General features: G+C 63.9%; 14 protein-coding genes. 1 reads left to right on the top strand and 13 read right to left on the bottom strand.

Annotated features, from left to right (window positions below):
* Positions 1 to 15 precede the first annotated feature (15 nt).
* Positions 16 to 1206 carry a pyridoxal phosphate-dependent aminotransferase gene (locus ABVQ20_RS18495; protein ID WP_354462208.1) on the bottom strand — a complete coding sequence of 397 codons (1191 nt, stop codon included), beginning with the start codon at positions 1204 to 1206 and terminating at the stop codon, positions 16 to 18.
* Positions 1207 to 1382: 176 nt separating this feature from the next.
* Entirely contained in the window at positions 1383 to 2159 is a 777-nt protein-coding gene (locus tag ABVQ20_RS18490) for an HpcH/HpaI aldolase family protein (protein WP_354460941.1), read from the bottom strand.
* Between the two features lie 122 nt (positions 2160 to 2281).
* Between ABVQ20_RS18490 and ABVQ20_RS18485 the strand changes: the two genes are divergently transcribed.
* Entirely contained in the window at positions 2282 to 3373 is a 1092-nt protein-coding gene (locus ABVQ20_RS18485) for an LLM class flavin-dependent oxidoreductase (RefSeq protein ID WP_354460940.1), read from the top strand.
* A gap of 34 nt (positions 3374 to 3407) precedes the next feature.
* Here the strand turns inward: ABVQ20_RS18485 and ABVQ20_RS18480 are convergent, their stop codons facing one another.
* The 11 genes from ABVQ20_RS18480 to ABVQ20_RS18430 all read right to left on the bottom strand — a co-directional run bounded on the left by ABVQ20_RS18480 (position 3408) and on the right by ABVQ20_RS18430 (position 13964).
* On the bottom strand, positions 3408 to 3803 hold the full coding sequence (locus ABVQ20_RS18480; RefSeq protein WP_227349200.1) for a RidA family protein: 396 nt from the start codon (positions 3801 to 3803) through the stop codon (positions 3408 to 3410).
* Positions 3804 to 3892: 89 nt separating this feature from the next.
* A complete protein-coding gene (locus tag ABVQ20_RS18475) occupies positions 3893 to 5041 on the bottom strand; it encodes an acyl-CoA dehydrogenase family protein (RefSeq protein WP_354460939.1) in 1149 nt (382 codons plus the stop codon).
* Positions 5042 to 5263: 222 nt separating this feature from the next.
* The gene (locus tag ABVQ20_RS18470; protein ID WP_354460938.1) at positions 5264 to 6076 is read right to left on the bottom strand and encodes an enoyl-CoA hydratase family protein; all 813 of its coding nucleotides are present in this window, start codon (positions 6074 to 6076) and stop codon (positions 5264 to 5266) included.
* Complete coding sequence (locus ABVQ20_RS18465) at positions 6073 to 6543, bottom strand: MarR family winged helix-turn-helix transcriptional regulator (protein WP_354460937.1); 471 nt, start codon at positions 6541 to 6543, stop codon at positions 6073 to 6075. The genes ABVQ20_RS18470 and ABVQ20_RS18465 overlap by 4 nt, the downstream gene beginning before the upstream one ends.
* Positions 6537 to 7310 (bottom strand): SDR family NAD(P)-dependent oxidoreductase, encoded by a 774-nt coding sequence (locus ABVQ20_RS18460; protein WP_354460936.1) that lies wholly within the window; start codon positions 7308 to 7310, stop codon positions 6537 to 6539. The genes ABVQ20_RS18465 and ABVQ20_RS18460 overlap by 7 nt, the downstream gene beginning before the upstream one ends.
* Positions 7307 to 9601 carry a bifunctional salicylyl-CoA 5-hydroxylase/oxidoreductase gene (locus ABVQ20_RS18455; protein WP_354460935.1) on the bottom strand — a complete coding sequence of 765 codons (2295 nt, stop codon included), beginning with the start codon at positions 9599 to 9601 and terminating at the stop codon, positions 7307 to 7309. The genes ABVQ20_RS18460 and ABVQ20_RS18455 overlap by 4 nt, the downstream gene beginning before the upstream one ends.
* 140 nt (positions 9602 to 9741) lie before the next feature.
* Positions 9742 to 10341, bottom strand: a complete 600-nt coding sequence (locus ABVQ20_RS18450; RefSeq protein ID WP_354460934.1) for a VOC family protein — start codon at positions 10339 to 10341, stop codon at positions 9742 to 9744.
* 70 nt (positions 10342 to 10411) lie between these two features.
* Positions 10412 to 11248, bottom strand: a complete 837-nt coding sequence (locus tag ABVQ20_RS18445) for an ATP-binding cassette domain-containing protein (protein ID WP_354460933.1) — start codon at positions 11246 to 11248, stop codon at positions 10412 to 10414.
* Positions 11241 to 12119, bottom strand: coding sequence for an ABC transporter ATP-binding protein (locus ABVQ20_RS18440; protein ID WP_354460932.1), 879 nt, complete (start codon positions 12117 to 12119; stop codon positions 11241 to 11243). The genes ABVQ20_RS18445 and ABVQ20_RS18440 overlap by 8 nt, the downstream gene beginning before the upstream one ends.
* Entirely contained in the window at positions 12116 to 12964 is an 849-nt protein-coding gene (locus ABVQ20_RS18435; RefSeq protein WP_354460931.1) for an ABC transporter permease, read from the bottom strand. The genes ABVQ20_RS18440 and ABVQ20_RS18435 overlap by 4 nt, the downstream gene beginning before the upstream one ends.
* Positions 12957 to 13964 carry an ABC transporter permease gene (locus ABVQ20_RS18430; RefSeq protein ID WP_354460930.1) on the bottom strand — a complete coding sequence of 336 codons (1008 nt, stop codon included), beginning with the start codon at positions 13962 to 13964 and terminating at the stop codon, positions 12957 to 12959. The genes ABVQ20_RS18435 and ABVQ20_RS18430 overlap by 8 nt, the downstream gene beginning before the upstream one ends.
* Positions 13965 to 14069 lie beyond the last annotated feature (105 nt).

Genomic DNA, 14069 nt, shown 5'->3' with positions numbered 1-14069 from the left:
GCTCCCGGCGGGGCGTCAATTCATGGCCGCGCTCATGCGATCGAGCGCGGTTGCGATCTGGTCGCGATCCCGGCAAACGCACATGCGCAGGAAGGCTGCTGAAGAATTGCCGAAGAGATGGCCAGGCGCCAGCCCGACCCGTGCCGTCTCCAGGATTTTCGCGCAGGCCTGCCGTGCATCCCTTTCGCCTTCCATGGCGAAGAACGCATACATGCCGCCGCGCGGTTTCGTGGGCAGCACGATGCCGGGAATCTGCCCAAGCCTGTCATAGGCGAGGTCGAGACCGGTCTTGATCCTCTGCCGGATCTCCTCGACCAGCGGCTCGCCCTGGCGGATGGCCGCGACGGCGCCGGCCTGGATCGGGGCGGCGGTGCCGCTGTTGACATACTGGGTCATGGCGCCGAGCTGGTCGGCCACGCCGGACGGGTGCGTCAGCCAGCCGATGCGCCAGCCGGTCATCGCCCAGGCCTTGGAAAAACTGTTGACCGACAGCACCCGGTCGCCGTCCTCGGCGATCTGCAGGATCGAGGGAGCAACGTCGCCGTCGAAATAGAGCCGGCCATAGACCTCGTCGGAGATGATCCAGGTACCGGTGCGCCTGCTGAAGTCGAGCAGGGCTTGCATCTCCTGGCGTGACGCGGTCCAGCCGGTCGGGTTGGACGGCGTTGACAGGAAGATTGCCCGCGTGCGCGCATCGCAGGTCGCAAACAGCCGGTCGAGGTCGAGCCGCCAGTCGCCCTTGAAGTCGAGCGAAAACGGACGCGGCTCGCCGCCGATCAGGTGGATGGCATTGTGGATGTTGGGCCATTGCGGGGCGACATAGACGACGTTCGTACCGACATCGACGAGCAGTTCCAGGGCCAGATAAAGCGCCTGCATGCCGCCCGGTGTCACCGTGGTGCGCGCGACGGGGATCGATCGTCCGTGCAAGCGCGTCTGGTAGTCCGACAGCGCTTCATTGAGCGGGCCGAGGCCCCGCATGTTGGGGACATAGAAGGTCTGGCCGTCATCGAACGCCGCCTTGGCAGCGTCGCGGATGAAGGCGGGCGTCACCATGTCGCCTTCGCCGTACCAGAGCGCGATCACGTCGCCCAGTTCACGCGCGCGTACGGCAAGGTTGGCGATGTTTTCGGTGTGAAGGTCACGGATTTGCGCGCGGATGCCATCGAAGGCATAGCGCGCCATGGACGTTGACTGGGGCGGCATGAACGACAAGTACAAGCACCTCTTGATCGCACCCGGAACAGCACGATGCGACCACCATCAAGCACTTACGGCACGGGAGCCACAATCGTTAGGGAATGCTTATCCAAAGTGCCGGACTTTTCAAGGCAAAAGTTTTAAGCTTAAAAAATTGTCGGCCCCCTGTCCGGCCGATAGGCTTAGCCGGCTTTGCCCCGCTCCAGCTCGGCGCGCGCTGCAATACAGCCGGCAGCGGCGCCCGCCCCAAGGAACATCGCATCGCTGGCCAGTATGAAAAAGCTTGCGCCGGCTGCTGCCCATTGGCCGACATCGTCAGCCTTCGCGCAGAATATGCCGGCGGTCTTGTTGTGCGTGATCGTCGCGCCAATGATCGTGCGGATCGCCCCGGCAAGTCTGCTGGCGCCGGCTGGCCCGAGCGCATCGATCGACACCGAAAGATCTCCGGGGCCGACGAAGATCATGTCGACGCCGTCGACCGCGGCGATCGCCTCGATGTTGGCAAGGCCGTCAGCCGTCTCGACCTGGACAGCGACGACGACCGCTTCATTGGCGGCGGCCAGATAGCTGGGAATGCGATAGCCATAGGCTGCTGCCCGGCCAGGCCCCACGCCTCGCTCACCGATTGGCGGGTAGCGCGAGGCTTTCACCGCCATGGCGGCTTGGGCAGCCGTCGAGACGCGGGGAACAAGAACTCCCTGCGCGCCGCTGTCCAGCGCCGCCTGTATTGCTTCGGGCGCATGGCCGGGAACGCGCACCATGGCGGGGACGCGGTTGACATCGGCCGCCCGGACCATGTTCTCGATCATGTCCCTGGATATCTGGGCATGCTCCCAGTCGATGCAGAGGAAATCGAGCCCCGACTGTGCCGCCACCTCCACCGCGACAGGATGCGGTATCGAGGCGAATGATCCGACGAGGTTGCTCTTGCCCGTGCATTTCTGACGGAAGTCGCTCATGCCGATCCCTTTCTGATCCTGGTTGAATCCATAACCGCAAACGGCGGCTAGGCGAAGCTATTTCAGGCTTGAAATAATTTGCCGTGGCCCTAGCCTGCCGTCTCCCGTCGAGAGTGCAAGACATGATCAAAGCGCATCCCCTGCAAGGCCCGAACAAACTGAAGCTCGGCGTCTTTTCGACCAATGCCGATGGCGGGCTGGCCATCACCGATGTACCGGAACGTTGGACGGCAACCTGGCGGGACAATCTTACGGCGGCGCAGATCGCCGACCGCGCCGGCCTGGAGTTCATGCTGCCGATCGCCCGCTGGCGCGGTTTTGGTGGCCGCAACAAGGTGCGGGAATGGTCGTTCGAGACCTTCACCTGGGCGGCCGCTCTTGCCGCCGCCACCGATCGGATCGGCCTGTTCATGACGGTGCATGTGCCGCTGGTGCATCCGCTTTACGCCGCCAAGTCGCTGGCGACGGTTGACCACATCAGCAACGGGCGCGCCGGCCTCAATATTGTCTGCGGCTGGAACCCGAAGGAATTCGGCATGTTCGGCACGCCGCTGGTCGAGAAGGGCTACGACCAGGCGGCGGAATGGATCGAGATCGTTGAGAAACTCTATGCCGCCGACGAGCCACTCGACTACGAAGGCACCTATTATCGCCTCAAGGAAGCGGTCAGCCGGCCGGCCAGTCTGCAGGTTCCGCGACCGGTGACCATGAACGCTGCCTTCGGCGGACCGGGTCGCGATTTCGCGTCCGCCAAATGCGACTACCTGTTCACGACCTTTTCGGAAATGGCCGATGCCGGCAAGCATGTCATCGATATCAGAGAACGTGCCGACAAGCATGGGCGCGATGTCGGTGTCTACACGGTGGCGCATGTCGTCTGCCGGGAGACCATGGAAGAGGCGCAGGCCTATTATGACAGATACGCCGTTGATATGGCGGACCATGACGCTGTCGACGCGCATATGGCGGGCAAGAAGGAGTTCTCCCAGTCGCACGACACGCATGCCTATGACCGCTACCGGCAGCGTTTTGCCGGCGGCGCCGGCACCTATCCGCTGGTCGGTACGCCGGAGACGATCGCCGCCGACATGGCTGCCATTGCCGGGCAGGGCTATCAGGGCATCGCGCTGTCCTTCGTGAACTACACGCAGGAACTGCCCTATTTCTGCGACCGCGTGCTGCCGCTGCTGCGGCAGGTCGGGCTTCGCGAATAAATTATTCCAGGAGGGCGATTGTTCCGGAGATTGGCTATTCCGGGATAACGGCGGTGGCCTGGATTTCGATCTTGGCCCGGTCCTCGACAAGCGACACCACCTGCATGGCGGCCATGGCGGGATAGTGCCGGCCGATGACCGCGCGGTAGGCCTCGCCGAGACCTCTGAGGTTGGCGAGATATTCGGCCTTGTCGGTAAAATACCAGGTCATCGAGGTGATGTGCTGCGGGCCGGCGCCGGCTTCGGCCAGAACCGCAACGACATTCTCAAGCGTCTGGCGCACCTGGCCGACAAAATCATCGGTTTCGAACTGGCATTGCCCGTTCCAGCCGATCTGCCCGCCGACGAAGACAAGCTGCCCGCGCGCGGCGACGCCGTTGGCGTAGCCGACTGGTTTGGCCCAGCCTTCCGGCTGCAGGATGGTGTGCATGTCCAGTCTCCCGATTCCCTAAACTCGGTTCGCAATGTCTGCGTTCGAAAACAATCCGACCTGTAAATTTCCCGGCATCGGAAGAGGCCTCATGCCGCTCCCATGACCTGTCTGGCGATCACCACCTTCTGCACATCCGACGCTCCTTCATAGATGCGCAACGCACGGATCTCGCGGTACAGACTTTCAACGATATGGCCCTTGCGGACGCCGTCGCCGCCATGCATCTGCACGGCCTTGTCGATCACCTCTTGCGCCTTGTCGGTGGCGAACAGCTTGGCCATCGCCGCTTCGCGGGTGACGCGGGCAGCGCCCATGTCCTTGGTCCAGGCGGCGCGATAGACCAGAAGCGCGGCGGCATCGACATCGAGGGCCATGTCGGCGATATGGCCCTGCACCATCTGCAACTCGGCCATCGGCGCGCCGAACAGTTTGCGCTCGGCCACCCTCTTGATGCTTTCATCCAGAGCGCGGCGGGCAAAACCGAGCGCTGCCGCGCCGACGGTCGAGCGGAACACGTCGAGCACCGACATGGCGATGCGGAAACCGTCGCCCGGCTTGCCGATCAGCGCGGAAGCTGGAACGCGGACGCCGTCGAAGGCGAGGCGCGCCAGCGGATGCGGCGCGATCACTTCCAGCCGCTCGGCGATGGTCAGGCCTTTCGTCTCGGCCGGTACGATGAAGGCTGAAAGACCCTTGGCGCCCGGCGCCTCGCCCGTGCGGGCAAAGACAATGTAGAGATCGGCGATGCCGCCATTGGAAATCCAGGTCTTCTCGCCATTGAGAACATAACCATCGCCGTCACCGACGGCCGTCATTTCCATGTTGGCGACATCCGAGCCGGAGCGCGGTTCCGACAATGCAAAGGCGGAGATCGCCCTGCCTGCGCGGGTCCTCGCCAGCCAGTCCTGCTGACTACGCGTGCCAAACAGGCTGAGTGCACCGGTGCCGAGCCCCTGCATGGCGAAGGCGAAATCGGCCAGCCCGTCATGCCGGGCCAGCGTCTCACGCGTGATGCACAGCGTGCGCACATCGAGCGGCCCGGGGTTGTCGGTGTCGACAGCCGTCGGCTTCAGCCAGCCGTCATTGCCGAGCATTGCCACCAGATCACGGCAGGCGGCATCGACATCATGGTGATCGACGGGCAGATTTTTCGTGCACCATGCGTCGAGTTGTTCGGCCAACTCGCGATGGCGGTCTTCGAAGAAGGGCCAGTTGAGGAAGGAACGATCAGGCACTTCCACCTCCGCTATTGAGACCTCTATGGCGCCCCCCTTTGTCCTGCCGGACATCTCCCCCACGAGGGGGGAGATTGGCGCCTTCGCCTGCGGCGCTTTCTTTGCTGCGGTGGCGATTGGCGAAAGCAGAGATCACATCCAATCTCCCCCCAAGTGGGGGAGATGTCCGGCAGGACAGAGGGGGGCGCTGTCCCGCCGATGTCTCCATTGAACCGATCATCCTCAATTCCCCTCGAACACCGGCTTTTCCTTCGCGACAAAGGCATTGTACGCCCGCTCGAAATCGCGGGTCTGCATGCAGATGGCTTGCGCCTGTGCTTCCGCCTCGATCGCCTGGTCGAGACCCATCGACCACTCCTGGTTCAACTGCGTCTTGGTGATGCCATGCGCGAAGGTCGGGCCGGAGACGATACGCGCCGCCATGTCGAGAGCATCTGCTTCAAGGGCCGCTGCATCGACCAGCCGGTTGTAGAAACCCCAGCGCTCGCCTTCCGCCGCGGTCATCGTGCGGCCGGTGTAGAGCAGTTCGGCGGCGCGGCCCTGGCCGATGATGCGCGGCAGGATCGCGCAGGCGCCCATGTCGCAGCCGGCAAGGCCGACGCGCGTGAACAGGAACGCGGTCTTGGCCTCCGGCGTGGCGATGCGGATATCGGAGCTCATGGCGATGATGGCGCCAGCGCCGACCGCGACGCCGTCGACCGCCGCGATGATCGGCTTGCCGCAATTCAGCATCGCCTTGACGAAATCGCCGGTCATGCGCGTGAAGGCAAGCAGCTCCTTCATCTCCATCCTGACCAGTGGACCGATGATGTCGTGGACATCGCCGCCGGAGCAGAAATTGCCGCCATTGGGCAGGAACACCACCGCGTCGACATCGTCGGCATAGACGAGATCGCGGAATGTGTCGCGCAGTTCGGCGTAGCTTTCGAAGGTCAGCGGGTTCTTGCGCTCTGGCCGGTCGAGCCGGATCCTGGCGATCCTGCCCTCGACCTGCCAAAGGAAATGCTTCGGCTTCAAACCAGCCATCTTAGTCATTCCCGGCCCTCCCAATTGCTTCGAAAGGATTTCAGCATGCCGCTCAGACGGCGTGCATCATCCTCGCTGACATTGCCCAGCAGTTCGCCGATCCAGCCTTCGTGCGCGGCGGCGATGATGTCGAACGCCTTTGACCCTTCCTCGGTCAACCGCACCATTGAGGTGCGGCGATCGCCGTTGCGGCGCGCGCGGGCGACAAGTCCCTCAGACACCAGCCGGTCGACAATGCCCGTGACATTGCCGTTGGACACCAGCAGGAAGCGCGACAGGTCGCTCATCAGCATGCCCTCGGGGGCGCGGTAGAGTGCCGCCATCACATCGAAGCGCGGCAGCGTCGTGTTGAACTCCTGCCGGAGACGCTCGCGCAGCTCGGACTCGATGGTTCGCGACGCCCGCAACAGGCGCACCCACAGCCGCAGGCGGTCCTTGCCGGGGCCGGACGGGGCGGGAAGAGGGCCGGCTACCATGTTTCTCCTCCCGAAATGGAGATCGTCTGTCCGGTGATGGATTGGGCGGCATTGCCGCATAGCCAGAGCACCGCCGCCGCAACCTCCTCAGGCTGGATGAAGCGTCCCTGCGGGTTTGTCGAGGCAAGGCTCGACCGTGCCTGCTCGGCCGAGCGGCCGGTCTTTTCGATGATGCGCTGAATGGAGTCCTCCAGCATCTCGGTTTCGACGAAGCCCGGGCATACGGCATTGACCGTCACGCCCGATTTGGCGGTCTCGGCCGCCAGCGCCCGCATCAGGCCGACGACGCCATGCTTGGCCGCGACATAGGGTGCGACGTAGGCGTAGCCCTTCAGGCCGGCGGTGGAAGCAATGAAGATGATCCGGCCTGTCTTGCGCGCGGCCATGCCGGCCAGCGCCGGCTTCACCGTCAGGAACGAGCCGGTGAGGTTGACGTCGAGCGTCCGCTGCCAGTCGCTGAGAGTTGTCTTGTGCGCCGGTGCGCTGCCGGACATGCCGGCATTGGCGACGACGATGTCGATAGGGCCACGCGCGGCTTCGGCCGTCTGGTACAGGGTCGTCATTGCCGTCTCGTCAGTGACGTCGGCGGCGATACCGAAGATGCGGCCGTTTTCATCAGCCACCTTGGCGAGTTCCGCTTCCCGGCGGCCGCAGATGGTCACGTCAACGCCGGCACCCGCCAGCGCCAGGGCGACTGCCCTGCCGACGCCGGAGCCGCCGCCGGTGACAAGGGCGTGCCGGCCCATGACTGCTGGCGTTGCACTCATACTTTCAGCCCCGCCGCCGCATCGCGCTCTGCCAGCCGGTAGAGCTGGTCGCGCCCCGGTAGATAGGGATCGGGCCATTTGACGCCACGATCGCCGAGTGTCACCGCCGCATGGAGCGTCCAGTAGGGATCGGCCAGATGCGGCCGTGCCAGCGCCACGAGGTCGGCGCGGCCGGCCATCAGGATCGAGTTGACATGGTCCGGCTCATAGATGTTGCCGACCGCCATCGTCGCCATGCCAACCTCGTTGCGGATGCGGTCGGAAAACGGCGTCTGGAACATACGGCCGTAGACGGGCTTTGCCGCCGTCGATGTCTGGCCCGCCGAGACGTCACAGATGTCGACACCGGCTTCATGCAGCAGCCGTGCGATCTCGACCGCGTCGGCCGGCGTCACGCCTTCGATGCCGACCCAGTCATTGGCCGAGATGCGCATCGAGATCGGCTTGCCGGTCGGCCATGCGGCACGCACGGCATGGAAGATTTCCAGCGGGTAGCGCATGCGGTTTTCGAGCGAGCCGCCATATTCGTCCGTGCGCCGGTTGGTGACCGGCGTGATGAAGGACGACAGGAGATAGCCATGCGCGGCATGGATTTCGAGCATGTCGAAGCCGCAGCGATCGGCCATCTCGGCGGAAGCCACGAACTGTTCGCGCACCAAATCCATGTCGGCGCGGTCCATCGCCTTCGGCACCTGGTTCTGTGGCGACCACGCCACGGCCGAAGCCGACATGATCGGCCAGTTGCCGGAGGCCAGCGGCACGTCGGTGCCCTCCCAGCCAAGCCGGGTCGAGCCCTTGGCGCCGGAATGACCGATCTGCGCGCAGATCTTTGCCTCGGTCTCGGTATGAACGAAATCCACCAGCCGCTTCCACGCCGCCTCATGTTCGGGCGCATAGAAGCCAGGACAGCCCGGCGTGATGCGCCCTTCGGGGCTGACGCAGGTCATCTCGATATAGACGAGCCCGGCGCCACCCTTGGCGCGCTCAGCATAATGGGTGAAATGCCAATCTGTCGGGCAGCCATCGACGGCCTTGTACTGCGCCATCGGCGAGACGACGACACGGTTGCTGAGTGCCATGTCGCGCAGCTTGAACGGCGCGAACATCGGCGCGCGGCGCAAGCTGTTGCCGCCGGCTCCGGCCTGGCGCTGGAACCATTCTTCCGCGCCGCCCAGCCATTCAGCATCGCGCAGCCGTAGATTCTCGTGGCTGATGCGCTGCGAGCGGGTCAAAAGCGAATAGTTGAACTGCACGGGATCGAGGCCGAGATAGCGTTCCACCTCCTCGAACCATTCGAGCGAATTGCGCGCCGCCGACTGCAGCTTCAGCACTTCGGTGCGGCGCGCATCCTCATACTTGCGGAACGCGGCGTCGAGGTCCGGCTCGGACTCGACATACTCGGCCAGCGCCACGGCACTCTCCAGCGCCAGCTTGGTACCGGAGCCGATCGAGAAATGCGCCGATGCCGCTGCATCACCCATCAGCGCCAGGTTCTTGTAGGACCAGCGCTCGCACAGCACGCGTGGGAAATTGATCCATGCCGAACCACGGATGTGGTTGGCATTCGTCATCAGGGCGTGGCCGCCAAGATGCTTGGCGAAGATACGCTCGCAGACGGCGATCGATTCCTGCTGCGACATCGCGCCGAAGCCGAAGGCAGCCCAAGTCTGTTCGCTGCATTCGACGATGAAGGTCGCGGTGTCGCTGTCGAACTGGTAGGCATGCGCCCACACCCAGCCATGCTCGGTCTTCTCGAAGATGAAGGTGAAGGCGTCGTCGAATTTCTGGTTGGTGCCCAGCCAGACGAACTTGCATTTGCGGGTGTCGATGTCGGGCTTGAACACGTCGACGAAGGTGTTGCGCGCCCTGGAGTTCAGCCCGTCGGCAGCGACGACAAGATCATGCGTCTCCATATACGGTTTGGGATCGGCGATGTCGGTCTCGAACATCAGCTTGACGCCGAGTTCGCGTGCTCGCCGCTGCAACAACACGAGCAATCGCTTGCGGCCGATGCCGCAGAAACCGTGGCCGGTCGAGACCGTGCGCACGCCGTCATGGATGACGGCGATGTCGTCCCAATAGGCAAAATGCTTCTTGATCCAGACGGCGCTGACGGGATCGTTCTTCGACAGGTTTTCGAGCGTCTCGGCCGACAGCACGACGCCCCAGCCGAACGTGTCGTCAGCGCGGTTGCGCTCGAACACGGTTACCTCGTGGGCGGCATCCCGCAGCTTCATTGAGATCGCAAAGTAGAGGCCGGCTGGTCCGCCGCCGAGAACCGCAACCTTCATGTGTGCGATCTCCTCTTCGCTCGCTGCGGGCAGTATCGCGCCGAGGATAATTTATTTCAAGCTTAAAGTTTCATATTGGAAACGATTCGCTTGATGGAGGTGTGGCGTGCTTGCGGCTGACCCGCAAGCACGCATGCGCATCACTTTTCCGGGTTCTTCGGGCTCCAGAGCACGGTCTCGGCGCCTTTCTCGTAAGCCATTCCGTTTGGATAGCTGATCGCTTCCAGCTGCAATCCCCAGGGCGCCTGGAAATAAAGAATGGTCTGGCCGGCGGCTGGTCCTTCCGAAAGCGGTATCGGCCCCATGCGGGTCTTGACCCCCTTCGCATCGAGATAGGCTTTCGCGGCGGCGACATCGTCGACATAGAAGGCGATGTGGAAGCCGCCTATGTCGCTGTTGCGCGGCGTCAGGTCTTTCTGGTCGGGCGCGGTGTATTTGAACAGTTCGATGTTCGACCCGGTGCCGCAGCGCACCATGGTGATCTGCTCGATCACCGCCTTGGGATCGACGCCCAGCACATCCTGCATGAATGTACCCTTGTCGTCGGCGAACGGACCGAACGACATCGCCTTCTTGCAACCGACCACCTCGGTGAAGAAATCGACCGCCTGCTTCATGTCGGGGACCGTGATTCCGGTGTGGTCGTGCCCACGCATGCCGGGTATCGAACTGGCCGTGGCCATGCCGGCGCTGCCCAGGACAGCGGCAACGAGCGTTGCGTTTCGGATTGCAGTCTTCATCTCAGGTCTCCTCCACTCGCGGGCCTTTCGATGCTGTACGCCTAAGCCCGCTTTTAGGCGCGCGGATGCCTCATGCCGACGCCTTTGCGATGGGAGAAATGTCCAGCCAGCCTGCATCGATTTCGGGCAGCGGGATGGCTGCTATGAGGTCGCGCGTGTAGTCCTGCCGTGGGTTCTCGAACAAGCTGTCGGTGGCGCTGGCCTCGACGATCATGCCCTGGCGCATGACGATCACCTGCCGGCACAGCCGCCGGATCACCGACAGGTCATGGCTGATGAAGGCGACGGTCAGGCCCATCTCCGCCGCGAGTTTCTCCAGCAGGGTCAGGATCTGCGCCTGGGTCGACACGTCGAGTCCGGAGACGATCTCGTCAGCCAGCACGAATTTCGGCGACAGCGCCAGTGCACGCGCAATGCCGACGCGTTGGCGCTGGCCGCCCGACAGTTCATGGCGGTAGCGGCTGGCGAAGTTCTGCGGCAGGCCGACGCGCTGCAGCGCCTCGGCGACCCGCTCCTTGAGATTGTCGCCAAGGCCGTTCTGCTTGAGAGGTGCGGCGATGATGCTGGCGATGGTGCGGCGCGGATTGAGCGACGACATCGGATCCTGGAAGATCATCTGCAGGTTGCGGCGCAATGGCCGAAGCTCTGCTTCCCGCAGATGGGTGATGTCCAGGCCGTCGAAGGTGACGCCGCCGGCGGTGGGTTCCAGCAGGCGCACCAAAGCGCGGCCGAGCGTCGATTTGCCGGACCCGGATTCGCCGACGATGCCGGTGACCGATCCCTTGGGCAGATCGAAATCCAGGCCCTTGAGGATTTCGATCATCGGCGCGCGGCCGATCAGCGGCTTGCGCGTCATGTCGGGCAGGGCGACCTTCAGGCCGCGCACGGAAAACAGCGGCTCAGCCATGCGGCCGCCTCCAGGCTTGGTCGGCAGCCGTGATCTCCGAGGCCAGTCCGGCCAGCACGGCGTCGTCGACCGGTTTCAGCGAGGCGAACGGATCGGTATAGCGTGGCGTCGCCGCCATCAGTGCCCGCGTGTAAGGGTGTTGCGGGGCGGCGAAGAGATCAGCCGTTTCGGCTTCCTCCACCACCTTGCCGGCATAGAGCACCGACACTTTCTGGCTGATCTTGGCGACGACGCCGAGATCATGGGTGACGAACAGGATCGCCGTGCCGTGCTCGCGCTGCAATTGCGCGATCAGGCGCAGGATCTGCTTCTGCACGGTGACATCGAGCGCCGTCGTCGGCTCGTCGGCGACGATCAATCGAGGCTCGGCGGCGAAGGCAGCAGCGATCAGCACGCGCTGGCGCATGCCGCCGGAAAGCTCGTGCGGATAGCTTTTCAGGACACGGTCGGGGTCGCGGATCTGCACCTCGTCCAGCAGCTGGCGGATGCGCTGATCGGCTCTCTCGCCACTCCAGCCGAGGATGCGCACCAGCCGGTCGGTCATCTGCGGACCGATACGGCGTGACGGGTTGAGCGCGGTCAGCGGGTCCTGCGGGATCAGTGCCGTGCGCGCACCGATCAGCGTGCGACGTGCCTTCGGCTGCAGCTTGCCGAGGTCTTCGCCTTCGAGCAGCATGTCGCCTTCGACGATGCGCACGCTCGACGGCAAGACACCGAGCACCGCCTTGCCGATCATCGTCTTGCCGGCGCCGCTCTCGCCGACCAGCGCGCGGACTTCGCCGGGTTGCACGGACAGCGACACCGAGCGCAGCACGCGCTGGCCGTTCGGCAGCACGGCGCTCAAATCCCTGATGTCGAGACAAGCGCTCATCGCAGCACCGGATCGAAACGGGCTCGCAGCGCCTCGCCGAACTGGCTGAACGACAGCACGGTCAGGATCAGCGTGATCAGCGGAAACACCAGAACCCACCAGGCCTGATGGATGGATAGCCGGCCCTCGGCGATGATGCCGCCCCAGGTCGGATCATCCGTCGAGATCGACAAATTGACGAAGGACAGGATCGCCTCGACGATGACGGCGATGCCCATTTCCAGCGACAGCAAAGCCACGATCGAGGGGACGACATTGGGCAGTACCTCGCGCAGCATGATGCCGATGCGGCCATAGCCGGCGATGCGGGCATTTTCCACATAGTCCATGCGCGACTGGCCCATCGCCTCGGCGCGGATGACCCGGCAGAAGCGCGTCCAGTCGATGACCGCAATGGCGATGATGACGGAACTCAAGCCCGTGCCGAGCACTGCGACCAGCAATATCGCGAACAGCACCGGCGGGAATGCCATCCAGATATCGACGATGCGCGAGATGATCCGGTCGGCCCAGCCGCCGAAATAGCCGGCGATCAGCCCAAGCGTCGAGCCGACCAGGCACGCGGCGATCGCGGCGGCGAAGGCGACGATGAAGGCGATGCGGCCACCAAAAATCAGGCGGGAGAGCAGGTCGCGCCCGAGGCTGTCTGTGCCTAGCCAATAGCCTGGCTCGGCGCCGTTCATCCAGAACGGCGGCAGCCGCTCCAGCATCAGGTCCTGCGCCAGCGGGTCCTGCGGCGCGACCAGCGGCGCGAAGATCGCGGCCAGCAGCGCCAGCAGCAGCCAGCCGCCGGCGAGCCACAGCTTTGTACTGGAGCCATGTCTTGAGATGCGGCCGTCATCCATGGCGCAGCCTCGGATTGAGCAGCGCGTACATCATGTCGACGGCAAGGTTGATCAGCACGAACAGCAGCGCGAAGACCAGCACGATGCCCTGGATCAGCGGCAGGTCGCGGTTGATGACGGCGTCGATCGCCATGTTGCCGAGGCCTTCATAGGAAAACAGCCGTTCGACGATGACCGTGCCGCCGATGAGGAAGGTGAACTGCACGCCGACCAGGGTCAGCGTCGGCAGCGCGGCGTTCTTCAGTGCCTCACGCAGGATGACCTGCGTTTCCGAAAACCCTTTAACCCGCGCCAGCACGACATAGTCGAGGTCGAGCACTTCCTTCAGCGACTGTTTCAACAACTGCGAGATGATCGCGGCCAGCGGCAGGGCCAGGGCGACCGCCGGCATCAGCATGTGTTTCAGGAGGTCCCAGGTCAGGTCGAAGCGCAGCCGAAGCAAGCTCTCGAACAGATAGAACTGCGTGGCGAAGGGCAGGTCGAGTTGCGGCGAGACCCGGCCGGAAATGTCGAAGATAGGCACCAGCACGCCGAACAGAAGGATCAGCACAAGGCCCCACAGGAAATCGGGAATGGACAGCGCCGTTCCGCTGGCGATGTCGATGCCGGCCTCGATCGCCGTGCCGCGCTCGCGCGCACCGATGATCGCCGTCGTGCCACCGATCGCCACCGCCATCACAAGGGCGACGATGGCAAGTTCCAGCGTCGCCGGTAGCCGGTTAAAGACCAATCCAAGCACATCCTGCCGCAACGAGATCGAGGTGCCGAAATCGCCCCGGACGACGCCGGAAAGCCAGATGAAGAATTGCTGCACGATGGTCTTGTCGAGCCCGTAGAGCGCGCGCAGCCGGGCAATGTCGGCATCGGTCGCGCCGGGCGGCAGCATCATCGCGATGGGATCACCGGGCGCGACGCGGATCACGACGAAGACAACGACGGCCACGCCGAACAGCGTGATCAGCATCGTCAGAAGACGGATCAGAAATCTCTGCAGGAGCATGCCGGCGTAAGCCTAATGCGTTTCAATAACTGATGGAACGAACAGCCCCCTCATCCGGCCGCTTCGCGGCCACCTTCTCCCCGAGGGGAGAAGAGGTCGCGGACG

Origin of the sequence: Mesorhizobium shangrilense, from assembly GCF_040537815.1 — a bacterium.
GTDB classification, from domain to species: Bacteria; Pseudomonadota; Alphaproteobacteria; order Rhizobiales; family Rhizobiaceae; genus Mesorhizobium; species Mesorhizobium shangrilense.
This window is presented reverse-complemented; position numbering and strand designations above follow the sequence as displayed.